16 protein-coding genes and 1 tRNA gene are annotated in these 24,550 nt (G+C 41.1%); 8 read left to right on the plus strand and 9 right to left on the minus strand.

Going from position 1 to position 24,550, the window contains the following annotated elements; genetic code table 11:
• Positions 1–78: 78 nt before the first annotated feature.
• Genes EWU21_RS07630 through asnS form a run of 5 tightly spaced genes read right to left on the minus strand, consistent with a single transcriptional unit; the run spans position 79 to position 5,211 of the window.
• On the minus strand, positions 79–1,437 hold the full coding sequence (locus EWU21_RS07630; protein WP_130896223.1) for an MATE family efflux transporter: 1,359 nt from the start codon (positions 1,435–1,437) through the stop codon (positions 79–81).
• Positions 1,437–2,744, minus strand: a complete 1,308-nt coding sequence (gene murA / locus EWU21_RS07635) for a UDP-N-acetylglucosamine 1-carboxyvinyltransferase (RefSeq protein ID WP_130896224.1) — start codon at positions 2,742–2,744, stop codon at positions 1,437–1,439. The genes EWU21_RS07630 and murA overlap by 1 nt, the downstream gene beginning before the upstream one ends.
• A gap of 6 nt (positions 2,745–2,750) precedes the next feature.
• Complete coding sequence (locus tag EWU21_RS07640; protein ID WP_130896225.1) at positions 2,751–3,416, minus strand: DUF4290 domain-containing protein; 666 nt, start codon at positions 3,414–3,416, stop codon at positions 2,751–2,753.
• Between the two features lie 12 nt (positions 3,417–3,428).
• Positions 3,429–3,779, minus strand: a complete 351-nt coding sequence (locus EWU21_RS07645; RefSeq protein ID WP_130896226.1) for a diacylglycerol kinase family protein — start codon at positions 3,777–3,779, stop codon at positions 3,429–3,431.
• A 1-nt stretch (position 3,780) separates the two neighbouring features.
• Entirely contained in the window at positions 3,781–5,211 is a 1,431-nt protein-coding gene (gene asnS, locus EWU21_RS07650) for an asparagine--tRNA ligase (RefSeq protein ID WP_130896511.1), read from the minus strand.
• Positions 5,212–5,344: 133 nt separating this feature from the next.
• Here asnS and rpoN point away from each other — a divergent pair, with 133 nt between their 5' ends.
• The 4 genes from rpoN to EWU21_RS07670 all read left to right on the plus strand — a co-directional run bounded on the left by rpoN (position 5,345) and on the right by EWU21_RS07670 (position 8,331).
• Positions 5,345–6,772: an RNA polymerase factor sigma-54 gene (gene rpoN, locus EWU21_RS07655; protein ID WP_130896227.1), complete on the plus strand. Its 1,428-nt coding sequence runs from the start codon at positions 5,345–5,347 to the stop codon at positions 6,770–6,772.
• A 191-nt stretch (positions 6,773–6,963) separates the two neighbouring features.
• Positions 6,964–7,326 carry a four helix bundle protein gene (locus EWU21_RS07660; protein ID WP_130896228.1) on the plus strand — a complete coding sequence of 121 codons (363 nt, stop codon included), beginning with the start codon at positions 6,964–6,966 and terminating at the stop codon, positions 7,324–7,326.
• 86 nt (positions 7,327–7,412) lie between these two features.
• On the plus strand, positions 7,413–8,183 hold the full coding sequence (locus EWU21_RS07665) for an enoyl-CoA hydratase/isomerase family protein (RefSeq protein WP_130896229.1): 771 nt from the start codon (positions 7,413–7,415) through the stop codon (positions 8,181–8,183).
• A 74-nt stretch (positions 8,184–8,257) separates the two neighbouring features.
• Positions 8,258–8,331: transfer RNA gene (locus tag EWU21_RS07670), tRNA-Arg, on the plus strand.
• 56 nt (positions 8,332–8,387) lie between these two features.
• Here EWU21_RS07670 and EWU21_RS11285 read toward each other — a convergent pair.
• Positions 8,388–9,056 (minus strand): helix-turn-helix domain-containing protein, encoded by a 669-nt coding sequence (locus EWU21_RS11285; protein ID WP_161566493.1) that lies wholly within the window; start codon positions 9,054–9,056, stop codon positions 8,388–8,390.
• A 560-nt stretch (positions 9,057–9,616) separates the two neighbouring features.
• Here EWU21_RS11285 and EWU21_RS07680 point away from each other — a divergent pair.
• From EWU21_RS07680 to EWU21_RS07695, 4 genes are all read left to right on the plus strand, one after another.
• Complete coding sequence (locus tag EWU21_RS07680) at positions 9,617–10,510, plus strand: tail fiber protein (protein ID WP_130896231.1); 894 nt, start codon at positions 9,617–9,619, stop codon at positions 10,508–10,510.
• A 47-nt stretch (positions 10,511–10,557) separates the two neighbouring features.
• Positions 10,558–19,173, plus strand: coding sequence for a LamG-like jellyroll fold domain-containing protein (locus EWU21_RS07685; protein ID WP_130896232.1), 8,616 nt, complete (start codon positions 10,558–10,560; stop codon positions 19,171–19,173).
• Between the two features lie 2 nt (positions 19,174–19,175).
• The gene (locus EWU21_RS07690; protein ID WP_130896233.1) at positions 19,176–20,093 is read left to right on the plus strand and encodes a hypothetical protein; all 918 of its coding nucleotides are present in this window, start codon (positions 19,176–19,178) and stop codon (positions 20,091–20,093) included.
• 174 nt (positions 20,094–20,267) lie between these two features.
• Positions 20,268–21,134 carry a bestrophin family protein gene (locus EWU21_RS07695; protein ID WP_130896234.1) on the plus strand — a complete coding sequence of 289 codons (867 nt, stop codon included), beginning with the start codon at positions 20,268–20,270 and terminating at the stop codon, positions 21,132–21,134.
• 6 nt (positions 21,135–21,140) lie between these two features.
• Here EWU21_RS07695 and EWU21_RS07700 read toward each other — a convergent pair whose 3' ends face one another.
• From EWU21_RS07700 to EWU21_RS07710, 3 genes are read right to left on the minus strand one after another with little or no spacing between them, the layout of a single operon-like run.
• Positions 21,141–22,385 (minus strand): alkaline phosphatase family protein, encoded by a 1,245-nt coding sequence (locus tag EWU21_RS07700; protein ID WP_130896235.1) that lies wholly within the window; start codon positions 22,383–22,385, stop codon positions 21,141–21,143.
• Positions 22,386–23,642, minus strand: a complete 1,257-nt coding sequence (locus tag EWU21_RS07705; protein WP_130896236.1) for a DEAD/DEAH box helicase — start codon at positions 23,640–23,642, stop codon at positions 22,386–22,388.
• A gap of 16 nt (positions 23,643–23,658) precedes the next feature.
• Positions 23,659–24,546: an outer membrane beta-barrel protein gene (locus EWU21_RS07710; protein ID WP_161566494.1), complete on the minus strand. Its 888-nt coding sequence runs from the start codon at positions 24,544–24,546 to the stop codon at positions 23,659–23,661.
• Between the last annotated feature and the right edge of the window lie 4 nt (positions 24,547–24,550).

A 24,550-nucleotide genomic window follows, 5' to 3' on the forward strand; every position in this document is an offset into this window, starting at 1 on the left:
CTGCGTATTTATTTTAAATACTAAATCCATCGCCGGAGGCGATACCATCTTTGAACTTTGAACTTTGCTCTTTGAATTTTATTCTACCTCCAACTCTTCAAAATTAACTTTCTTCGCCCTCGCATAAAAGCGCCATGATAGCAGGGCAGAGGAACAAACTAAACTAGCTGTTAATCCTACCCAGATGCCCACGGCACCTACTTTCTCGTAAATTCCAATGTAATAACAAAGTGGAATTCCGACTCCCCAATAGGAAATAACGGTAATGGCAGTGGGGATTTTATAATCTTGTAGTCCACGTAATAATCCAAGTGAAACGGCCTGAATGCCATCAAATAGTTGAAATATGGCGCCCCAAACGACCAACGTAACTGCAATCGCTATCACCGGTAATTCTTGTGTATAACCCCGGACCAGGTATTCGCGGCCAAAGAAAAACAAAAGTGCACAGGCACCCATAAATAAGAGGGAAAGGATTAAGGCAGCTTTGCCAGACTCGATGATTCCTGCGCGGTTTCGTTCGCCAATGGCAGTTCCCACATTAATTCCGCCTGCCACGGCAATTCCGGTGGCCATCATGTACGTTATCGAGGCCATATTAATAGCCACAATATGAGCTGCTTGAGCCGTAACTGAAATCCAACCCATCATAACAACGGCCATTCCAAAAGTCGCAATCTCAAAGAAACCTTGCATTCCCGATGGAATTCCGATGCGAAGAATGTTTTTCTCTAAGACATTCTTGACCACATGTACATGTCCTTTACGCAGGTAAGGTTTGAACTCTTCTCTTGTAAATACATAAATAGCTAATGTTCCGGCCATGAATAAACGGGAGAGCAAGGTAGAAATGCCAGATCCGAATAAACCTAAGGCTGGTAGTCCCCACAGACCATTGATCAATAAATGGTTGCCAAATACATTTAAAGCCAATGCGATGATGGTAATTGTCATACCAACGGTAGTCCGTTGCAATCCATCCATAAAGCTTTTCAAAGCGATGAACCAGAATATGGGTAAAACGGATACCGAAATTAAACTTAAGAAGGGTAGGGTCAATGCTTTGTTAGCCGATGTTTGACCAAATAGATCGTAGTTTAAACTTACGATGTAGGTGATTAGGATGGTGATTAAGCCTAAAAAAGTAGCTACCCGCAGGTTTGCCCGCAATAGATTCCCACATTCCGTTTTGTCACCCTCAGCTACGGCTTTCGAGATCATGGGTGATACAATTTGTATGCAAATGATCCCAATGATGGCAATAGTAAAAAATATGGACTGCGCCATGCCGGATGCACCGAGGCTTTCGGCGGCACCGGTGGACATTTGGCCTACCTGAATTGTATCTGCAAGGCCCATTAGCATCACGCCCAATTCGCCTACCACGATAGGTAAGGCCAATTGGACGGTCTGTTTGATTTTAGGAAAAAGGGACATTAGATACGGACGATTTCTGCGCCGATGGCATTTAGACGTGTATCAATGTTTTGGTAACCACGATCTATTTGTTCAATGTTATCGATGATCGAAGTCCCGTTCGCTGACATCGCTGCGATTAAAAGGGAAACACCCGCACGGATGTCTGGTGACGACATGCGGATTCCTTTTAATGTTTGCTTGCGGTCGAATCCGACCACCGTAGCACGGTGTGGATCGCAAAGGATGATTTGGGCACCCATTTCGATCAAACGGTCGACGAAGAATAGACGGGATTCGAACATTTTTTGGTGGATTAAGACCGTTCCTTTGGCTTGAATCGCAGTCACTAAAATGATCGATAATAAGTCAGGTGTGAATCCTGGCCACGGGTGGTCTGAGATCGTTAACATCGACCCATCGATGAAGTTTTCTAATTCGTAATGCTCTTGAGAGGGGATGAAAATGTCATCGCCACGGAATTCCATTTTGATTCCTAGTTTTTTGAAAACCTCAGGAATGATGCCTAATTCAGGAATTTGGCAGTTTTTGATCGTGATTTCTGATTGTGTCATCACCGCTAAACCGATGAATGAACCGATCTCGATCATATCTGGAAGCATCGTGTGCTCTGTTCCGTGTAATTCATCTACACCTTCGATGATCAACATGTTCGAACCGATACCAGAGATTTTCGCTCCCATGCGGTTCAACATCTTGCTCAATTGTTGCAAATAAGGTTCGCAAGCGGCGTTGTAGATGGTTGTTTTTCCTTTGGCTAAAACGGCAGCCATCAAAATATTCGCTGTACCCGTTACCGACGCTTCGTCTAATAACATGTACGCACCTTGCAATTGTGACGCATCCACCTCGTAGATTCCGCCATCTTCTGGGCTATAGTTAAACTTAGCACCTAATTTCATAAAGCCAAAGAAGTGGGTATCCAATCTTCTGCGGCCGATTTTGTCTCCACCTGGAGAAGGAATACGTCCTTTTTTGAAGCGGGCTAACGTAGGTCCTAAAAGCATCACTGAGCCACGAAGCGCAGCCGCTTTCTTCTTGTAGGTATCTGAATCTAAGTAATCAATGTTGACTTGTGAGGCATCGAATTCAATGCTGGATTCCGATAAACGACGCATGCTCACACCCATATCGCCTAATAAATCAATTAATTGATTGACGTCGCGAATGTTCGGGATATTGTGGATGGTTACAGGCTCTGCTGTTAAAACCACGGCACACAAGATCTGTAATGCTTCGTTTTTTGCTCCTTGAGGAGTAATTTCTCCTTTTAAACGGCGGCCACCGGTTACTTTAAATGATGCCATAAATGATTACTTATTTTTACGGAAATTGTTATTTCGGTTGTTGTTATTGTTGCTTCTGAAGTTATTCTTCCGGTAGTTATTGTTTCGGTTATTGTTATTGCTGTTCGGGTATTCTGGTGCGTTATAGGCGTTTCTAGCGTTATTTGCCACCTTAGCGTGGCCTAATCCCTCTTGCGAAAGCTCGTCCACGATAGTGCCTAACAGGTTTTCTGACATCTCTTTGATGTTTTGCCAAATCACCGCATCGTCCACCGATTCCTTGTTCCAGGTTACATAAAAACCTTTCATTAGGCGGGCGATGTACGCCACTAAAATCTTCTTGTCTTCTACTTTTTCTTCAGCGATGGCACGAAGAATTAATAATTCGACGTTGCGGCCATAATGCTTGAAGCGCAAGTTGTGCTGGTTATAAGCCACTTTACGCGGTGCTTTTCCTAGCGATTCTGGAGATGGAGAAGGGAAGGGGCCTTGAACATTCAATTCGAAATTCGACATGATGTACAAATCATCCCACAATTTCTTCGTGTAGTCTTGGGTATTGTCCTTCATATTCGGGTGAATTTGTTTCATCACCTCTACCATCAAAAATGCGTATTTTGTCCGTTGCTCTTCATCGGCAATGGTCAAAATATAATTCACTAATTTTTGAACACTTGATCCGTATTCTTTCATATTTCTGTGCTCTTAAAGCATTAAACTCAGTATAATACGTGGAACAGCGACGAGTAAAAAGACGATGACCGCCCAAATAGCCATCACAAGAACCGCTCCAGCGGCATAATCTTTGGCCTTCTTCGCTAATTCACTCTGCTGCGGTGAAACTAAATCGGTGATACGCTCTAATGAGGTATTCAACAATTCTGCCACCCAAACGCCCGCCACCGCTAAGGAAATCCATAGCCATTCCGACGCCTCAAAGCCTACCTTCCAGCCCACATAAATCACGACAGCTGTGCTCACCAAATGAAAACGCGCATTGCGTTCATTCTTGATGAGTTCCACTAGTCCATTGATCGCGTGCTTTAAACCAAACATCTTAGAATTCAGCCGTTTTAGGGGTACGTGGGAAAGGGATCACGTCACGGATATTGCTCATACCCGTCACAAACAGCACTAAACGTTCGAATCCAAGTCCAAAACCAGCGTGTGGTGCAGAACCGAATTGACGCGTTTCTAAATACCACCAGATGGATTCTTCTTCGATACCCACCTCTTTTGTGCGTTGCAATAATTTCGCATAATCATCTTCACGCTGCGATCCACCAATGATTTCACCAATGCCTGGGAACAAAACGTCCATCGCACGTACCGTTTTTCCATCCTCATCTAGCTTCATGTAGAAGGCTTTGATGTCTTTAGGATAGTTCGTTAAGATCACCGGTTTTTTGAAGTGTTTCTCCACTAAATAACGCTCGTGCTCTGATTGAAGGTCGATTCCCCATTCAACTGGATAAACGAATTTGCCATTCTTATGCGCTTTCGAATTCAATAAGATGTCGATCGCTTCTGTGTAGGTCAAGCGTTCGAATTCGTTTTCTGTCACGAATCGTAATTTCTCTGACAGGCTTAATTCTGATTGCTCTTCTTTCTTTTTGTTCTTTTCCTCTTCGATTAAGCGCTTTTCTAAGAACGCAATATCATCAGCGCAGTGATCTAAGGCATATTTGATACAGAATTTAGTGAAGTCTTCCGCTAAATCCATGTTGTCCACTAATTCATTAAAAGCAACCTCAGGCTCGATCATCCAGAACTCCGCTAAGTGGCGGGTTGTGTTTGAATTTTCCGCTCGGAAGGTAGGTCCGAAGGTATAGACTTTGGACAAAGCCATCGCTCCTAATTCTCCCTCTAATTGCCCTGAAACCGTTAAATTCGTCTCTTTCCCGAAGAAATCTTCTTTGTAATCCACTTTTCCTTCTTCCGTTAATGGAGGATTAATAGGGTCCAAAGTCGTCACGCGGAACATCTCGCCAGCGCCCTCTGCATCCGATCCCGTAATGATAGGCGTATGTAAATAGAAGAAACCGTTGTTATTGAAATACGTGTGAATCGCGTAGGCCAAAGCATGGCGAACACGCAATATCGCAGAGAAAGTGTTCGTCCGAGGACGCAAGTGCGCAATCTCGCGCAAGAACTCTAAGGAGTGTTTCTTAGGCTGTAAAGGGTATTTTTCTGGATCTGCCGTTCCATACACCTCGATGGAAACGACTTCCACCTCTACGTTTTGGCCTTGTCCTTGTGAGGCAATTAACTTACCCGTAACGGCGATACAAGATCCCGTAGTCACTAATTTCAACGTTTCTTCTGAAACAGTTCCCTCGGATACCACCGCTTGAATATTATGGATGGTCGACCCATCATTCATCGCAATAAACGCGACAGAAGAGGAAACTCTTTTCGTACGAACCCATCCTTTCACGACGATGCTTTGCTGCGTGGGTGTTAAACCTAGTATTTCTTTGATTTGCATAAATGACTTGGGCATTATTAATAAAAAGGCCTCAATAGAGGCAATAACCCTCAAAAATACGGATAAAAAACCGATTTATTTTATTTATTTGTAATTAAAAATCGGCTTATCTTTGGTGTAGATTATTTAGACAATGCAGGGATTATCTTTAAAACAGAATCAACAACAGAACCTCTCGCCGCAACAGATACAGTATATCAAGTTGTTGCAGATTCCTACCGCAGAATTAGCGGCTAGGATTGAGGAGGAATTAGAGGATAATCCGGCCTTAGAAGAGGGCTTAGATCATAATGAGGAGCAAGAACCACGTGAAACACTGGATGATCTGGAGCGCGAGGAGATGGAAGTGGGTGATTACCTGCAAGATGACTATGCTGGTTATAAGATGGCCGGGGATTCCTATGATCCCAATGAGGAGACGCGCGAACGCCCTTTGGCCACTGAATCTAGCACCCAGGAATATTTATTAAACCAAATCCGTTACGTCGTTCGTTCCGAGCGAGAAGAAATTCTTGCCCAGCAAATCATCGGTTCTCTAGAAGAGGACGGTTATTTGCGCCGAAACATTGAAAGCATTGTGAACGACCTTGCCTTCACCCAAGGCTTTGAAACGGATTACGACGAAGTGGAGCAGGTATTGTTCAAAGTGCAGTCCTTAGATCCGGCCGGAATCGCCGCTCGTTCCTTGCAAGAATGCCTTTCCTTGCAATTACACCGCAAAGAGTCAGACGCGCCGGCTCATCTAATCGCTATACGTTTAGTGGATGATTTTTTTGAAGAGTTTTCCAAAAAGCACTTCAGCATTTTATTGGCCAAACTAGCCATCACAGAAGAGGAGCTCAAAAAGGCGATGCAAGTCATCACTCATTTGAATCCCAAACCAGGTGGTGGCGATGACGCGTCCATCGCCCCTTACTTACAGCCGGATTTCATCATCACGAATCAAAACGGCAAGATTGAGATCAAAATCAACGGCAAAAACGCCCCCGAACTTCGGGTTTCCCGCGCTTTCCAAGAGATGTTGCAGACCTACGACAAAGGCGACAAACATCAAAAGGATATCAAAGAGGCTGTTACGTTTATCAAGCATAAATTAGACTCCGCTTCTTGGTTTATTTCTGCCATTCAGCAACGCCAAGGCACCTTGATGAAAACCATGGAGAGTATCGTAGCGAAGCAATATGATTTCTTTTTAACGGGAGATGAATCCGTTTTAAAGCCAATGAAAATGAAGGAAATCGCCGCGATGATCGAAATGGATATTTCCACGGTCTCTCGAGTGGTCTCGGCGAAGTCGGTGCAAGCAGATTTTGGCATCTATCCGCTAAAATACTTCTTCTCTGAAGGTATCACCCACGAATCTGGCGAGGATTTCTCTACCCGGGAAGTGAAGAACATCTTACGCGAGATCATCGAACAAGAACCTAGCTCAGAACCGCATTCAGATGAGGATTTAGAGCAATTATTACTCGAACGCGGTTTCGTCGTGAAGCGCAGAACCGTGGCTAAATACCGCGATCAGCTGGGGATACCGGTGGCGAGGTTGCGGAAACACCTTTAAAATGGTTAATGGTAAATGGTGAATGGTAAATGAATGGTAAGTGGTAAATGGTAAATGGTGAACGAATGCTAAGTGGTAAATGGTGAATGGTGAACGAATGCTAAGTGGTAAATGGTGAGTGAGGGGCGGTTTTTTTATCATTTTGTTGATATGAATTGGACCTTAATTTCTCTATTTTTCGTCCAAAAAAAATGGCCACTAATCTTATTCAAACAAAATCGTTTGCCTACTCTCTACAAATTATAAACGTTTATAAAATCCTACAACTAGAAAGGGAATACGTCTTATCTAAACAACTATTGAGGTGTTCAACCGCTGTGGGAGCCATGGTGATGGAGGCTAATCACGCAGAATCGAGAGCAGATTTTAAACACAAAATGAGTATCGCCCAAAAAGAAATTAATGAATCAATCTATTGGCTAAAGCTATTAGGAGCAGCGAAATATCTTTCGGCAGAACAAATATTTCTACCATTGAAAGAGGCAAACGATATTTTGCATATCATTACAAGAATTTTAATTACAGTAAAGCAAAACATGAAATTGAACACGTAATAGATTCTTTCATTTACCATTCACCATTTTAATGCCATTCATTCACCATTTACCATTCACCATTCACCATTTTAAGGCCATTCACCATGAAATTTTTAAAACTTCACCGCAACGGTCCCATCTGGACCTTGACTTTACACCGTCCTGAGGTTTATAATGCCTTAAATGCAGGTTTAATTCACGAAATTAGGGAAGTAGCCGAAGCCGCGCAAATTGATGACGAGGTGCGCGTTTTAGTGATCACGGGAGAGGGAAAAGCCTTTTGTTCTGGGGCAGACTTGAAGTCTGGTGTGAGTGATCCGAATCTGGGAAATGTGTTGCGATCCACCTACAACCCAATGATTACTTCCTTGCGTGGTTTAAACAAACCCGTTATTGGTGCTATTAATGGGGTCGCAGCGGGTGCTGGCTGTAGTTTAGCCTTAGCCTGTGATTATATCATTGCGCACGAGGATGCGTATTTTTCTGAATTATTTGTCCAGATAGGTTTAGCCATGGATGCAGGCTCTACGGCCTTTTTAATGCAGTCTGTGGGTTATCACCGGGCTTTTGATTTAGCGACTACAGGAAGAAAGGTAGGAGCAAATGAAGCGAAAGAAATAGGTTTAGTCGCTGAAGTCGTTTCAGGGGCAAAGTGGGAAGGGAAGGTGCATGAGGTGGCTTTGGCCTTTTCGAAAAAAGCGACCTTAGCGATTTCGTTGATGAAACGTAGTTTACAACGCGCTTATAATCAGGATTTAGCAGCGACACTTGCCTCAGAAGCCGAAGAGCAAACGATTCTAGGACAAAGCGAAGATTTCGCGGAGGGGGTGATGGCTTTTATGCAGAAAAGGGCTCCTCACTTTAAAGGGAAATAATTTTTAGAAAATTTTAGAGGATAGTTTTTCATTTTGCTAAAGAAATTCTACCTTTGCAATCCCGAATGGGCAATGGTTGCGTAGCTCAATTGGATAGAGCATCTCACTACGGATGAGAAGGTTTGGGGTTCGAATCCCTACGCGACCACGGAAATGAAAAGACCTACATAAATGTGTAGGTCTTTTTCGTTTTAAAAAGTAGCGCTAAATTTTGTTCGTGTGTAATACCACGTATTCCGTTACTGACATTCCCATGAACTTTTTGAAATTCTTTGAAAAGGTAAATCTTGACTTAAATAAACAGTGGTCTCCTAAATGTGCAATCGTATAATTGTTCAAAAATTCTGAATTAATTAAGGAGATAGCATATTTAACTTTTATCAGATTTATATAATCGTTTACGGAATAAAGGCAGTAATATTTGAACAAGATAGCGATATGACTTTTAGGGATTTTTAACTCTTTTGCTATCGTTTCGACTGTTAAATTTTTTGTTTTTAAAACGTCCGGCGTATCCTGCAGTTGTTGAATTTTTAGCAATGTCGCGTCTATTGAAGGTAGCATTTGAGCATGAAGTACCTTGTCTTTTTCCTGAATTTTGACCGTGGGTTTAACACTCCAAATCAAAAAGTCTTGTGTTTGACTTACCGAAATTTGTTTAATCAAGTTGTTTTCTCCAAAAACGATCACCGGATTTTGTAGCAGATACAAAAGGGCAACTAGCCAGAGAAAGGAAGAGTAGCCATAAAAATCCACTAAAGTTATTTTTACAGTAGTTGCACTAAACAAAAAATAATTCGACGATACAACTAACATGAAGGAGATAATCGTCATGATGGTAGCCCAATTTCTGACAGCTTTATTCGTTTTCATTTCCAGCATATTTCGGGTTCTTTTTCTGAATAATCCCCTCATAAGCCCTAGGATACCTAGAAAATAGGCACTTGAAAAAAATAAAAACACGATGTAGCTTACCGAATACTGTTTAAAAAACAAATCAAAAAATAAGAAGAGTGAAGGGGCAATAAAATGGATGACTTCTTTTTTTACTTCTACTTTATTTAAAATTAGCCTTCTGAAAAACAGGTAATAAACTGGAATAATAAATAGTCCAATGATGGGTCTGATTTTTAAAGGGCTGTAGGTTAAATAGGTTAGTTCTAATGCTTCGAAAGCATGAATAAAACGTTGTGCACCTACGATAAATAAGATAATGATTAGGTAAATGTTTTTCTGCTGATTAAATCGGACATTCGCTAGCATGAGGAGTACTAGCAAAAGACACAAGAACCCAACAAGTAAAGATGTTATGTGTAAAAACATGTGTCAAATATACACAATGTGACACGATAATTGATTCCCGGTTTGTAGGGTATTTCATCCTCTTTTAAAAGTTTTGAATTTGTAGTGGATCTCAATTTAAACTACAATTCATGAAAAAATCCCTTTCCCTCTTTTTGGTCTTATTGTGCTTTTTAAGCACCCATTTTCTGAATGCTCAAACGAGTGTCACATCCTCTGGAATGTCCATTCAAGGAATCGCTAGAGATGTCAATAATGAGGCTTTAGCGAATTTTGATCAGTTGAATTTAAAGTTTGAAGTATACTATTTACTGGGATCTTCTACGACACCTACCGTTTTTATAACGGCGATAGCTACGGTCAAAACGGATAATTTTGGCGTTTTCTCCTACGTTTTAGATATCGATCAAAATCAATATAACCTAATTAGCAACAACGCATCGTATTTGAAAGTGAGTGCTAGTAATGTTGTTTTCTCCGATGAAAAATTAAGAAGCGTTCCCTATGCCGTATTCGCGCAAAACGGCGTTCCCACGGGCTCAATCATGCCATTTATTGGCACAAATGCCCCGTCTGGTTGGTTGTTGTGTGATGGATCTGCGATTCCGAGCGGATCTTATTATGATAATTTAAAGGCCTTAGCTGGTGCCAATACGCCTAATTTGAAAGGCTTGTTTTTACGTGGAGCAGGTGGTCAAACTGCCTATCCAGGTAAAGAGGGGCCTGCTTTGAAAGTAGTTCAACAAGATGATGTGAAAGCGCATTCTCATGCTATTGCCTTGACATCGAGCAGTAATGGAGCTCACAATCATACAGTCGATTTTGGAAATGATGATTTTAATAGTAATGGTGGTAGTAATTCGAATGGATTGGTTAGAGATACGACGGGGCCTAACAATAGATCTTTAATTACAAACACGGCTGCTAGTCATGCCCACAGTGTGAATGGGGTATCTGCAACTAATGGAGATGCATTGGAAACTCGCCCTATCAACTTTGGGGTAAACTATATTATCAAAATATAATTTTTCTTTTTGATCCGCTTCCATTTATTCTACCTAATAATAACCTGATGAAGTTTTATCTTTCGCTCCTTCTTTTACTAGTCAGTATTCCTCTTCTGGTTGCCCAAGAGAGATCGACTATAAAAACGTTTATAGGTGCGACTGCGTCTAGAAAGGATAATATAACGGTCCCTATTTCGAAAGTAGTGAATGGGCGAGATTCCACTTATTACATTAAGAGTGTCGCTTTACTGTCTGGTATGCCTTATGTAGGCTTAACAAAAGGAGCTAATTCCGCTTTGCCATCCACCCAAAATTATGTGAAGGATTTAGGTTTTCCCTGGGGCGTGCGGTATCGGTATACTACGTTTTCTGAAGATGCATTTAGTGTGTCTAAGGGATATTTTAGTGATCGTATTGAAATCAATTGGGACATCAAGAAAAATCAAGAAAGAATTATCAATATTACGGTTTACCGGACAGAGGATGTAACGAATGAAAACCCAGATTGGGGTAGACCCTTAAAAACCTTAGCAGGTGATGTAGGGACATTTTCTGATATGAATGTGGAGGGGGGCAAGTTATACCGGTATAAGATTTTTGCCAAAGGGGTTGAGGTAGAAGGTTTGGAAATTATCTATTCTAATTTCATAACGGGTATTGGATACCGTAATCCTACGGGAGTTATTACCGGAAATATCGCTTATGCAGGTGGTAACCCTGTAAAAGATGTGCTAGTATCTGCTACGCCTACGGGTAGTAATACCTTGTATGGTAGTTCCTTAAAAGTGCCATCAAACAGTTATATTTCTATACCCAATTTATACCGTGGATTACAAGATTCTGTTACACTTCAAGCTTGGATAAAGCCCACCGCTTCCTTTGCTGGTGATGAGTTAAAGCTGTTTGAATTATACATGGATAATGGAGATGTCTATCCTACTAAATTGAGAATTGTTAACGATGTCCTCTATGTAGATGCCTTTCATACGAACCTAAGTATAAGTCATTATATTCCAAGTGGTGAAATTGACAATAAAGGGGATGATAGGTTAATCCCCATCAGTTCTCTACTTTCCTCTTTTACGCAGATCAGCTTTGTTATTCGGGATAATAAAATACCGGAAGTCTATATTAATGGACGTTTAATTAATGCGGCCTATGTGGCTAAAATGAATGCAATTTTAGATTTGAACTCGGCCACGGCTTCAGTTAATGTCGCTTATTCGAATAATAATTATGCAGACAAATTCACGTATGTCTTGGGTAGACCTACTTGGACCAGTGTTAAAATAGGGGGTGGTAAAGAGGCTTATTTTGATGAATTGCGAATCTGGGAAACGGCTTTAACACCCGCCCAAATTCAGCGCGATTTTCGTCGCTATTTGAAAGGAAATGAGGCTCATTTTAATACCTACATCCGAGCAAATGAAAGATCAGGGGATTATGCCTATGACTTAGCTCAAACCGGACTGATTTTTCATGGGAATAATGCTAAATTAAGTCATTCCCCGGTTGCTCCTTCTTGGGCGAATAGTGAGGATCAAATCACGAATATTCCATCCAGTACGCAACTGGGAGTTTTAGGGGTGACAGACGAATTTGGTAATTATGTGATTTCTTCAGTACCCTACAGTGGTCTGGGCGACACTTATACCATTGTTCCTACTTTAGGGAGGCATGAATTTAATCCTAAACAAGAGTTGTCATTTTTAGGTTCTGGGTCTACCGTAGTGAATAATGTCGATTTTATTGATCAATCTTCCTTTACCTTTAAAGGACAAGTGGTGTACGATAGTCGCGGGGTTTTTCCGTCTACTTTAGATGCCGCAATTACCGGAGATATTAAAGACGATGAAGCCTATAATGCCTATGTAAAAGGCAATTTGACCTATCAAAAAGGAGAATATTGGGCAGTGAAAAATTCGGGGGGTACTATTCAAGAACTTCATAGGTATGCAAAAATTCCTGTGCCTGGAGCCTATGTTAATATCGACAATACACCGGCAATCGATGCGAATAATGTTCCTATTCAAACGGATATTAATGGACAATTTACAATTGAAGTTCCCATCGGAAAGCATGCAATTAGTGTGGTAAAAAGTGGTCATACCTTTGACCTAGAAGGCCGGTATCCGGCCAGGACAAGATCAGTCGTGAATCAAGATACGACCTATATCAATACCTATCAGGATTTTTTCGAGGATAGGGATGAGCCTATCACTTTTATCGATACGACTAAAGTGACCGTTGTGGGTCGAGTAGTAGGTGGATTAAAGCAAGCGGGAATGCCGCTTGGTTTTGGGGAGAATGGAAGAAAAATACATGATTACACGGATGAAAATCAAGTTTCTCAATCTGAAGTGTACACTTCCTTCAATAATATTGGTAGAGCGAGTATTAAGTTAGGTCATCTCCCAGCTGGAGCCACAAGTGTTACGCGAGACTATCAAACTACTTTTTTTACCAATAGCGAAACGGGTGAATTTAGGGTTAAATTGTTACCCTTGAGTTACCAGCTCTCAAAAGATGATCTAACATTTTTAAGTGGTAGAAGTCCTAATAATGCCTTACTGCTTAGTCAAGATAGGACATTGAATTATACCACCATTAAACCACTACAATACCCTACCTATACCGCTAAAGACACCAGTATTACAGGCGAGCCCTACCATGAAGTGTTAAAATTTACTCATATAGCCACGCCTATACACAATGTCATTAGTCAGACTGCCGACTCTGAAATTAAAGTAGGTTCGACTACCTATACACTTCAGCCATTAGTCCCTTATTCGGCTTCAATAGTGCCCATTTACACACAATTCGCTGATTATTCCATTCGGATTCAAGGGCTTGAAAATTACTATAACTATGATCAGAGTGTAGCAAATCCTCAGGTAAGTTCTGTTCCTGTGGAGGGTGGAAGTATAGTCGCTACGAATAATTTGGCATTAGCTAATAGTGAACGATTTGAAGTTTTGGCTTCTGATCCGAGTATAACCATTTATCGTTTTAAAGGGGGGAATCCGAATACCAATTCCAGTACGTTGTATAAAAGAACGCTCCAGTTAAATTATTCGTTGAATGGGGTAGAGAAACCTATCGACAATGCGTATTACCAGCAAGGAATTGTGTTAGGCGGTGTGGCAGATGGCTCCCAAACATTTGTAACGGCTGGTCCAGAATTGCCAGATTTTGTGTTACGTGATCCACCAGGTTCGAATAGTTCGGCAACCATTGAAAAAGGATCCACTTTTAGTTTTACGAAAGAGAACTCGTCTAGCTCGAATAATGCCAATGAATTAAATGCCACCATCTCTTTAGGTTTTAAATTAAGCGTTGGAGGAGGTTTATTGGGTCCCGTTATGGAAACGCAAATAACGAACGATATTTCCTCAGGAGTTTCCATGGCTCAAACCTCGACGGATGGAAATAGCGTTACGAACACGTATTCCTTTAACCAATCCATTTCTACCAGTGATGATCCCGATTGGGTGGGTAGCGATGCCGATTTGTATATTGGCTCATCTGCCAATCAATTTTATGGCACTTATGATCAATTAACCTTAGCTACCACCTATAATGCGGCGCTAGCAATTCCCGTGAAAAATGGTAGCGTTTCGGCCGTCTTGTACCCTAACGTAAATAAGGCGATGTATTTTAATGAGGCGCCTGAAAAAACGATGTTTGTCTATTCTCAACGAACTATTTTAACGGATTTAATTCCTAAATACGAAAGTATTATCACCCAAATAGACAATGGGACGTTGACTGAAAATGCCGGCGGAGTATTGTCTAGAAATGCCTATAATTCCTCCATTAACCTGTGGCGAAAAATCATATTAAATAATGAGTTAGCTAAATACCAGGCATTTAAGTCCAAAGATTCGTTACGGTTGTCCTTAGATGCAATCATTGAAACTTTAAAAGATCCTGTTACCTCAAAATTGTCTGCCACAGGCAAAAAATTGAAAGATTTATTAAATAGTACTTTTTATGAAAATATCTCTTTGGATGCTGGCGTAGGAGGAATTACGAAGGGTACTCAAATTGAACAATTAACCTCCAATACGCTTTCGTATCAAGTGCAATTGGATGAATCTGTTGCATTAGCCTTTGGTGCCGCTTTTAATGAAACTGGATTTGAAATGAATACGGTGAATTCATCTGGCTCCGGAAATAGTAGTTCGTCTGAAGACGTAAATAATGAATCAACGACGATTAACTATACACTCCGAGATATCGATAGAGGAAACTTGTTAAGTGTGGATGTGATCAATGCGTTTGATGGGAATGGACCTTTATTTATTACAAAAGGAGGCGAAACTTCTTGTCCATTTGAAGGGGCAGAATTGTCTCATTTTTATAAGCCAAATCACCCTAATGTAACCAACTTGGCGACTAATATAGTTCCTCTTAGCGCCTCAGAAAGTGTCGCGCTTTCTGTTGCGACTATGCCCTTGGAACGGCCGGATATTACGGTGCTAAATCGCTCCGTTTCTGGAATGTATGAAGGTCGTAATGCGGAATTTGTACTTCAACTTAGTAATGCAAGTACGGTCAAAAAAGACGCTGTTTTTAAACTGATGGTGGATCAAAGTTCAAATCCTGATAACGCCCTCATCAATGTCGAACCGAATGGTACCTTAATTAACATTCCTGCGGGAAGAACCGTTACCTACACCTTGACCCTGAAAAAAGTAAAGCAAGATCAATTTAGGTACGATAACATTCGTGTTTTACTTGAATCCACCTGTGATGAGCAGGCAGTCGATACGGTACTCTTGTCAGCCAATTTCGTTCCAGCTTGTACCCCTGTTCGAATTTTAAGTCCTGATATGAATTGGTTACTCAATAAAAATAATTCGGTTGAGAATTTAGTGAGTAATCAAACGAAGCCTGTTTACATTAAGATTGGGGACTATAATCGCGATTTTTCTAATTTCAAGCAAATTAATGTGGATTATCGATTGAAAGGTACTTCTAATTGGCAAGGATTAAGGACCTATTATAAAAATCAGTCCGAAGCGAATGCCGCTATGGCTGGAGGGGAAGATGATGTGGAATGGCTTAATGGCCCTGAGATGACTTTTGGTTGGGATATTGTAAGTAAAGGTTTAGCCAATGGAACTTATGAAATAAGGGCTCACTCTAGTTGCACGAATCAAACGACTTTTGAGTCTGAGGTAATAGAGGGTAAAGTAGATTTAACTTCTCCCGTTTTATTTAGTACGCCTACCCCTAAGAATGGCATATTGAACATAGGGGATGATATCACGCTTCGTTTTAATGAGCCAGTAAAGAAAAATGGGACGGTTACTAATTTTGAATTTTTAGTCCAAACAAATCAATTGCCTGTCGCTCATGAAGTTTCTCTAGCATTTAACGGAGAGAGTAATGTGGCCACTATCCAGAAACCTGCCCTCACAACAGGTGATTTTAGTATCGAGTTTTGGTTAAATAATAGAAGTCCGATGGGTACTTCTACTTTATTAAGTCAAGAAGGAGGGATTAAAATTGAATTGATTAATAGTGATCTACATTATACGATTGGTGGTCAATCTTTGAGAACGCCCATCGCAAAGGATAGCACCTTTAATTTCTACGCACTTTCTTATGAGGCAGCTACTAAAAAGCTAAGTATTATTGAAAATAGCACACTTAAAACATGGAATGTTTTTGTTAATCCGTTGAATTTTACGAACCCTAACCCCATTTCCCTAGGGGGAAGTTCATTCAAAGGGAATTTGCACGATTTGCGGTTTTGGAAAAAAGCCATCTCCAGAGAGCAAGCAGCGATAAACATGAATGCTACCTTCAGTGGCAATGAGCCAGGATTAATTGGTTATTGGCCTCTAAATGAAGGCAATGGAACGCTTGCAAATGATTTAGCTAGGTATAAGCATCTGACTTTAGAAAACGTGAATTGGGATATTTTCCCTAAAGGCACTGCTTACAATTTTGATGGTTTGTCCTATTTAAAGTTAGATTCTGTCTCTAGAGTTGTGATCACAAAAGAAATGGATGCAACCCTTTCTTTATGGATGAAAACAAATCAAACGACTTTGGGTACTTTGTTATCGAATGGTTTTGAGGATACTTCTGATGCCATCGAGAGTAATGGATATCGAAATAAATGGTCATTAGTCCTCAATTCAACGGGTGGACTAGACTTGAAAGCAGAATCTAAAACGTATTCCTTCGGTTCTATCCCGGTGAATAATGACACCTGGCACCATATTGCCCTGAGTTTAACAAGAAATGGGACACTCAGGATGTATATAGATGGTAAAGAGACCGCCACCTATCCAAGTAACGAACTCGGTGGCTTTAATGGAAGTACAATACAGCTAGGTGCGCAAGCTATAAAAAGGATAGATGGATCTACGGATTATACGCGTTTTTTTAGTGGACAGTTAGATGAACTTTCCTTTTGGAAATCAGCTCGTACTGCGGAACAAATTAAAGCCGATCGTTACCATGAAGTAAATGTTTCTAGTACGGGTTTACTTCTATACGCTACCTTTAATAAACCTGCCACGTATCTAGATAAAGGCCCTAAATACTTTTATCCGTTCAATGCATTTAGCCAAACAAGTACCTATGCTAAATTGAACAGCGCACAGAGTTACACGGATGTGGCTCCTGGTATAAAGCAATATAGGCTAACCGAATCGGTGTTTGTGGACGCTGTGATTAATACGGATGAGATTATTCTTAAACCCAGTATCACTAATTGGGCCAGTGTGGAAGGCAAGGTCGCTACGATCACCGTTTCGAATGTAAATGATTTAGCGGATAATAGTCAAGCTTCCCCTATCACTTGGACTGCTTATATTGCGAAGAATCCCATTAAATGGTTCATCGAAGGACAAAGTGAAGTCGTCAACCTAATGAAAAGAACGAATGAACCGTTGACTTTTGATATTACGGTCATTAATCAAGGGGGAGTAGACCAAACCTACAGCCTAGATGTTCCCAGCTGGTTGACTGTTTTACCAAGGTCTGGAACTTTAGCGCCTAATACATCACAGACTTTTAAAGCAACGGTGGATCCTAATTTAGCTGTGGGAGACTACAATACGGTGTTAGAATTGATTTCAAATTCAGGTTATTACAATAAGATCCAACTAGATCTAAGAGTGTTAGCGAAAGAGCCTGTACTTAAATTAGACCCGAGCAAATACACCCAATCGATGAATGTCATCGGTCGTATAAAGCTGGATAGTGTATTTACGGACGATATTTACGATAAAATAGTCGCTATTGTCAATGGGGAAGTGCGTGGGATGGCTAATGTACAATTTGATCCTAGTTTTAATGAATACGTAGTCTACTTGACAGTCTATAGTAATGTGGTAATTCCTGAATCTGTGGTGTTTTATATTTGGGATGCCTCGGATGGTAAGTTAAAAGAAGCCACGATCAATAACCAAAACGTACTGGCTTTCACCCAAGACGGAATAGTAGGGACCTATTCATCCCCTGTTATTTTTAGAAATACAGCCGTTACGGGACAGCAAATAGCCTTTAATCAAGGTTGGACCTGGACATCATTTAATGTCAACGACCTACGATTTAGTAATTTAAACAGGCTAACCCAAACATTGAAATTAGCGACCTCCGATTTAATTCAGTCGAATTCGCCTGCCTTATTTGATGCGTATGAATTGAATACCCTCGATTCTACAGCCAGCGGCTGGACAGGTGGAATAAGCGCTAGTGGAGGCATTAAGCTGGACAAAATGTATAAAGTGAAATTAGCTAACTCTCAAAATTTAAATATCAAAGGTATCCCTGTGGATTTAGCTACTTGGAATTTTAATTTAACTCCGAATTGGAATTGGTTACCGTATGTTGTTTCCAAAAATGTCCCTGTAGGGGAAGCTTTAGCAAATTTTACACCTGTAGAAGGGGATTTGATAAAGTCTCAATCTGAGTTTGCCATCTACACGAATCCCATAGGTTGGAAAGGAACGTTAACCTATATGAAAGCGGGAGTGGGTTATATGTTTAAGTCTGCTGAGGCAAAATCAGTTAGCTATCCTAGTTATTTGAATGTAGATAATGCCAAAAATTCGAAGGGTGTCGCCTTTCAGGATAATCAGTCAATACGTAAAACGGTGGGCGGGCTTTCTCTACCGCAAGTCGATTTTACTCGCTTTGAAAACTCTATGAGCTTGATCGCAAAACTTCCCCCAGGATTCCAAACGGTATCCTTTCTGACTAAAAACGGTGAACTAAGGGGGAACGGCCTTGTCCAAAACATCAATGGAGAAGATGTAGCGTTTATTTCCATTTATGGAGATACCACTGAATTATTGACGGCTTTTATTGGAACTGGAATAGAGCAACAAGCCACTTCAAAAGAAATTCAATTTGTCCCTAATGCTATATTGGGTAGTTTGTCTAGACCTATTCTTATTGAATTAGCTGCTTCCCGTTTTAGTTTAAGCCCTAATCCGTTTACGGCTCAACTGAAATTGACTTACCTAGGAAACAAGAGCGAACGAGCTAAAATAACAATCTATGATTCCATGGGATTAACGGTATATGATAGGATTGTAGAGCTTAATGAAGGTTTTAATCAAATGGAAATACAACCTGTTGTTCCGAGTGGTGTCTATATTGTAGAATTTAAGGTAGGCACGGAAATTCAATACCAAAAGGTCATAAAACGTTAATGATGTATAAAAAGAAATTGCCTTTTCTGATTTTCTTTCTGAGCATCAACTCGCTATTTGTTAGTTCACCTGATTGGGTTGTGAACGAAAATGAGTTTCAGCATACGATGACTTTAGTAGCGAAATTGAATTTAGATGGAACTCAATTAATAGGCCCAGAAGATAAAGTAGGGGCTTTTGTGGGGGAGGAGTGCCGTGGAGTTAGCGGATTAACCTATGTTCAGAGTAAAAACAGCTACTATGCCTATTTAACGATTTTTTCAAATACACAAGGCGAAAAAATTACGTTCAAACTGTATGATAAAGCCAAAAACAAAATTACCGTTGTCTCTAAATCAATCCCATTTACGATTAATGAACACAAAGGTAATCTCACGCAATCGTACAGTATTGCTGAACCTGCCTTAAGTAAGGTAGCCGAACTAGTTTCATTCCATTTCTCACAAGTGCCTTCCATTTCAACGGTGACTTCAGGCGAAAAAATTCAAATCGCTATATCTGAAAATTTCACTAAATCTGCTTTAAAGCCCGTTTTTACGTTAAGTAAAGGAGCTAAAATTTTCGAAAAAGGAATCGAGCAAAAATCGGGCGAAATGACTAAGGATTTCTCTACTGTCGTTTCCTATGTTGTCCTTTCGGAAGATGAGTCTGAAATGAAAAACTATCAAATTCAAGTTAATTTGATTTCAAATGCCGCATTGTTTTATAAGAAAGATGCAGTTTGCTCTGCACCAGGAGCTATAAAAGTGGTTTCAAAACAAGAAGGAATGGCAGTCCAATTATGGGAGAACGGGAAAGAAGTCTCGAATAAAATTGTTTCTAACGGCATAGCGCTCTTTCCTGAGGTAGGAGTAGGTACTTATATCGCTTCTATTGGAAACGAACGCAAAGTCATCGAGATTAAACTGAAAGAAAAATAAGTTAGTGTATGGAAAAAATTAAAAGATATCTGAAGATTGCTATTTTCATTTCTCCTCTACTGTTGTTTCTGGGATGTGAGAAGGAAATCCCCTGTACCAGCGTAGAACAGGGTGATTTCGAATTAGTGCCTTGAAATGAAAACGATTTTTTGAAATAAATAAGTATATTTCGAGATGGTACGCTACAATACAAAAGACTGGATCACCTTTATTTTTAGATTTCATCAGTCCGATACATTTCGAAAACTATTGCCTCTCATGTTTTTTATTGGAGGATATTCTGGCCTGATCTGTTACTTAGAGATGGAATATTTTCACCTAGGGGAGGAGAGTAAGTTAAAGAATATATCCATAATGCATGGTATGCTTGGATTTGTTATCTCCTTACTATTAGCGTATCGAACGAATACCGCATACGATCGTTGGTGGGAAGGACGAAAATTGTGGGGAACCTTAGTGAATAATAGTCGGAATTTCTCGTTAAAACTGGCTGCTATTTTAGAGAACGAGATTGATCGCCATTTTTTCCAAAAAGTAATTCCGCTCTATGCCCACATACTTCAAAAGCATTTGACCTCCGAAGAATCCGGTTTAGTGCTGTATGATGATTTGGATTTAGCGATAGATCATGCGAAGCACAAGCCGAATCAAGTGGCTAAAATGATGACAAATAAGATCCATGAACTATATAAGGAGGGGAAAATTAGCGGACATCAATTATTGTTTTTAAATACAGAACTCCAGTCATTTACTGACGTCTGTGGAGCCTGTGAACGAATCAAAAACACCCCAATTCCTTATTCCTACAGTGCGTTCATTAAGAAATTTATCTTTATTTATGTGATGACATTACCTTTTAGTTATGTATTTACACTAGGGTTTTATGTCATTCCTGTTGTTGTATTTATCTTTTATGTCCTTGCGAGTTTAGAACTAATTGCGGAGGAGATAGAAGATCCTTTTGGGAATGATGCCAATGATTTGCCTACAGAGAAAATTGCTTCCAACATTAAGAAGCATGTGGAGGAGATTTTTGGGTAATAGAGCTTATTTCAAGGCTTTTTGAAGTACGGTGATCTTCCCATCAATCGCCTGGGGGTCATAGGTTAATCCTAAGATTTTGGCTATCAAAGGATAAACGTTTACATTCTCGAATCCATCTAATTGAAGACCAGATTTAAAAGAAGGGCCCCAGGCTTGGAAACTAGCGCGCATTTCGGGTAAAGCAGTGTCAAAACCGTGTTTCCCTTTCGAGGTTTTGCGGGTAGAGAGGTTGAATACTTGCGGCAGTTTGGGCACTAATAAAAGATCCCCTAAACGGTTATAGCGATCATCCGATTTACGGTAATGCCAATGTGCTGGTGTTTCATCAAGCCGAAATGTCGTAAAACGCGTATCCTTTTTCAATTCCTGGTAGGTAGAATCGATTTTCGATGGGTCTTTAGCATACACATGTAACAAAGCATCGCCCCAAGGCACCTGAAATGCCGCGGTTTTCAATGGCGCAGGTTTGCCTATCGTATTTACATTGTCCACCTCCTTCATGCCGTGATCGGAGACAAAAACGAAGTTGATGGGCAGGCCTAAGGGAGCAAGCGCAGCCTCTAAATCAGCGATGGCCTGATCGACAAATTGCACAGAATTCTTAACGCGTGGGTCTTCTGGGCCAAATTCGTGAGCGTCGTGATCCACTTCCGGAAAGTAGAAAGTGATTAAATGCGGACGCTTATCGGCTGGTAAGGAAAGCCAATTTTTGACCTGTGCAATACGTGTTTTGATGTCGATGACTTCATTGTATACGTAATAATAGGAGGGGTAGGTGTCTTGAATGTTTGCATCTGAGGCCACCCAGTAAAAGCTAGCAGCCATCATTTGCTGTTTTTCAGCCAATACCCAAAGCGGCGTTCCCCCATACCATTTTCCCTCGCCCACCATTTTCTTATTGGACATGCGGTACTCTTGGCCCGAATGAACGTCTAGATAGGTGTTATCCACTAAGCCGTGGTGCGCCGGGTATAAACCCGTGGCGATGCTGTAGTGATTTGGGAAGGTTAACGACGGATAAGAGGGCTGCATATAGCTCGCCTTTACGCCGGACGTTTCTTTCGATTGCAGAAATTTCGCCTCGTATTTATGCGAAAAATCGGATCGAAATCCATCCGCAGAAATGAGTATAACGTAGGGCTTTTCTTGTTGGATCTTCGCATTGGATCTACCCGCAATGATGTGTTGGGTGGTATCTTGCGCCCAGCCTGAAAGGCTAAAAAACAATAATAAAGCCAGTATTCTCATTTACTTCTTTTTCCAGAATTTACCACCAGATTTTCCTCCACCGGACTTTCCTCCGCCAGATTTGCCCCCGCCCTTATAGCCTCCGAAAGAACTTTTTTGCGCAGCTGGATTGTATTCAGGTGTCTCCCCAAACTCCTCCGGTACCGCCGCTTTCGTTACTTCTTTTTCTAACAGATCTTCGATCGTCTTAAACTTGCGTTGTTCAGATTCTGTAATGAACGTATACGCCGTTCCTTTCGTCTGTGCACGTGCGGTACGACCGATGCGGTGAATGTAATCCTCGCCGTCGTTTGGCACGTCGTAATTAATGACTAATTCGATTTCGTCGATGTCGATACCGCGGCTTAAGATGTCAGTAGCCACTAAAATCTTCGTCTTCTTGTTTCTGAAATCTTGCAATACTTGCTCGCGAACGTCTTGCTCTAAATCCGAGTGAATTTCCTCTACAGAGAAACGCGCGCGTTTTAGATCAGCCGTCAGGGATTTAACGTTTTGCTTTTTGGAACAGAAAACGATCACGCGGGTATAATCCTGTAACTTCAACAGGTGCTTCACGAGCGGACTCTTTTGCTTCTCGTAGACCACGAAAGCCTCCTGAACGATTTGCTCTGGGGGTTTCGAAACGGCGATGTTGATTTCGACCGGATTTTGCAATAGTTTTTGGGCCAAGGTCCGCATCTTCGGCGCAAAGGTCGCGGAGAATAAGAGGTTCTGGCGCTTTTCAGGCAAGAACGAAATGATCTTCATTAAATCATCAGAGAATCCCATGTCTAGCATGCGATCCGCCTCGTCGAGCACTAAATAACTACAGTGCTTTAGGTTTACATAGCCCATATTTAAGTGGGCAATCATGCGACCCGGGGTACATACCACGATATCAACGCCGCTTGTTAAAGCGGTTTTCTCCGTCGTAAAGGAATTTCCATCTCCCCCACCATAAATGGCGATCGAGCTCACATTCGTGAAATAACCTAAACCTTCCATGTTTCCGGCGATTTGAATGGCTAGTTCACGGGTAGGAACAATGATTAGGGCATTAATGTGGTCCTCGGGATGAGGTTCGGTAATTAATTTGTGGATGATGGGCAAAAGGAAAGCGGCGGTTTTGCCGGTTCCGGTTTGGGCTGAGGCTAAAATGTCGCGGCCCGCTAAAATGGGTTGTATAACTTGGGATTGAACCGGCGTTGCGGTCTTGTATCCCATGGAACTAATACCGTCTAAAATTTGTGGGCTGAGCCCTAGTTCTTCAAATGTCAAAGTATGTGTGTTTATTTTACCTTCTGATAGGTGGACAATCAATGCTTCGATCTAGATGGAAGATTAACTGAAATTGGGTAACAAAATAGTGATCGACTAAGTTCGTCGCGTATTCGGAGGGAATTAAAAGTTTCGTCGTCAACTCTGTCTGAGCCGGTTGGTTTTTAGGTGCTGAAAAAAGATTACCTAATTGCGTACGTAAGCTAGCTTCAAAGCCAAAATCCATAAAGTCATTCAACCGATAACGGAAACCTACCCCTACAGGAATAGAAAAACCGATGGATGGAATGGTCTCATCAAAATTGCGAATCGGATTCGTGGGGTAATCACTTGCGATCACGTCAGCATAATTCCGCCAAGACGCGTTTGGTAAACCAGCTCCCCCCAATGAATCTAATTGATAGAGTTCTGTGTTCGTAGAAACCAAGGCAATTCCTGCAGATAAATACGGAGAGAAACGGTTGCGCTTCAGATAATTTTGTTGATTCCCATTTAATTCCAAAAGCCCAGAAAGACCAAATTCCACGACGTCATTTCTGAAACGGAAACGCAAATCGGGTGTAGTCGGAAGCAGTGCGGAATTGTCAAAGGTATAATCATTACCCGCTAAGCGGATATAATTCAAATTTCCTTTAATCGAAAAATGTTTGCTGACATGGCGGGTCAAATGTGCACCTACATTGAAACGGCTTTGGTCATTTACCAGGCGATTAAACATGCCTAATTCATCCGTTAAGCTATAGTAATGGGAGCTACCCGCCCCAAAACCAAGAGAAGTATGCGGATTAAAAGTAGATCTTTTGAAGCCGGTTCCTCCTTTTTTACCAATTTTCCAAAATTGAGCTTGCGTAGTTGAACTGAAAGCCAACAGAAATAGCAGGAGTAAGGAATTTATTCGAAGCATAGGA

Origin of the sequence: Aquirufa antheringensis (genome assembly GCF_004307425.1) — a bacterium.
GTDB classification, from domain to species: domain Bacteria; phylum Bacteroidota; class Bacteroidia; order Cytophagales; family Spirosomataceae; genus Aquirufa; species Aquirufa antheringensis.

Excerpts from the sequence above, each read along its gene's own strand:
- asnS (WP_130896511.1), bottom strand. The coding sequence starts at position 5,211 with ATGCAAATCAAAGAAATACTAGGTTTAACACCCACGCAGCAAAGCATC.
- murA (WP_130896224.1), bottom strand. The coding sequence starts at position 2,744 with ATGGCATCATTTAAAGTAACCGGTGGCCGCCGTTTAAAAGGAGAAATT.
- EWU21_RS07665 (WP_130896229.1), top strand. The coding sequence starts at position 7,413 with ATGAAATTTTTAAAACTTCACCGCAACGGTCCCATCTGGACCTTGACT.
- EWU21_RS07630 (WP_130896223.1), bottom strand. The coding sequence starts at position 1,437 with ATGTCCCTTTTTCCTAAAATCAAACAGACCGTCCAATTGGCCTTACCT.
- EWU21_RS07690 (WP_130896233.1), top strand. The coding sequence starts at position 19,176 with ATGTATAAAAAGAAATTGCCTTTTCTGATTTTCTTTCTGAGCATCAAC.
- rpoN (WP_130896227.1), top strand. The coding sequence starts at position 5,345 with ATGCAGGGATTATCTTTAAAACAGAATCAACAACAGAACCTCTCGCCG.
- EWU21_RS07695 (WP_130896234.1), top strand. The coding sequence starts at position 20,268 with ATGGTACGCTACAATACAAAAGACTGGATCACCTTTATTTTTAGATTT.
- EWU21_RS07645 (WP_130896226.1), bottom strand. The coding sequence starts at position 3,779 with ATGTTTGGTTTAAAGCACGCGATCAATGGACTAGTGGAACTCATCAAG.
- EWU21_RS07660 (WP_130896228.1), top strand. The coding sequence starts at position 6,964 with ATGGCCACTAATCTTATTCAAACAAAATCGTTTGCCTACTCTCTACAA.
- EWU21_RS07710 (WP_161566494.1), bottom strand. The coding sequence starts at position 24,546 with ATGCTTCGAATAAATTCCTTACTCCTGCTATTTCTGTTGGCTTTCAGT.
- EWU21_RS07640 (WP_130896225.1), bottom strand. The coding sequence starts at position 3,416 with ATGAAAGAATACGGATCAAGTGTTCAAAAATTAGTGAATTATATTTTG.
- EWU21_RS07700 (WP_130896235.1), bottom strand. The coding sequence starts at position 22,385 with ATGAGAATACTGGCTTTATTATTGTTTTTTAGCCTTTCAGGCTGGGCG.
- EWU21_RS07680 (WP_130896231.1), top strand. The coding sequence starts at position 9,617 with ATGAAAAAATCCCTTTCCCTCTTTTTGGTCTTATTGTGCTTTTTAAGC.
- EWU21_RS11285 (WP_161566493.1), bottom strand. The coding sequence starts at position 9,056 with ATGAAAACGAATAAAGCTGTCAGAAATTGGGCTACCATCATGACGATT.
- EWU21_RS07685 (WP_130896232.1), top strand. The coding sequence starts at position 10,558 with ATGAAGTTTTATCTTTCGCTCCTTCTTTTACTAGTCAGTATTCCTCTT.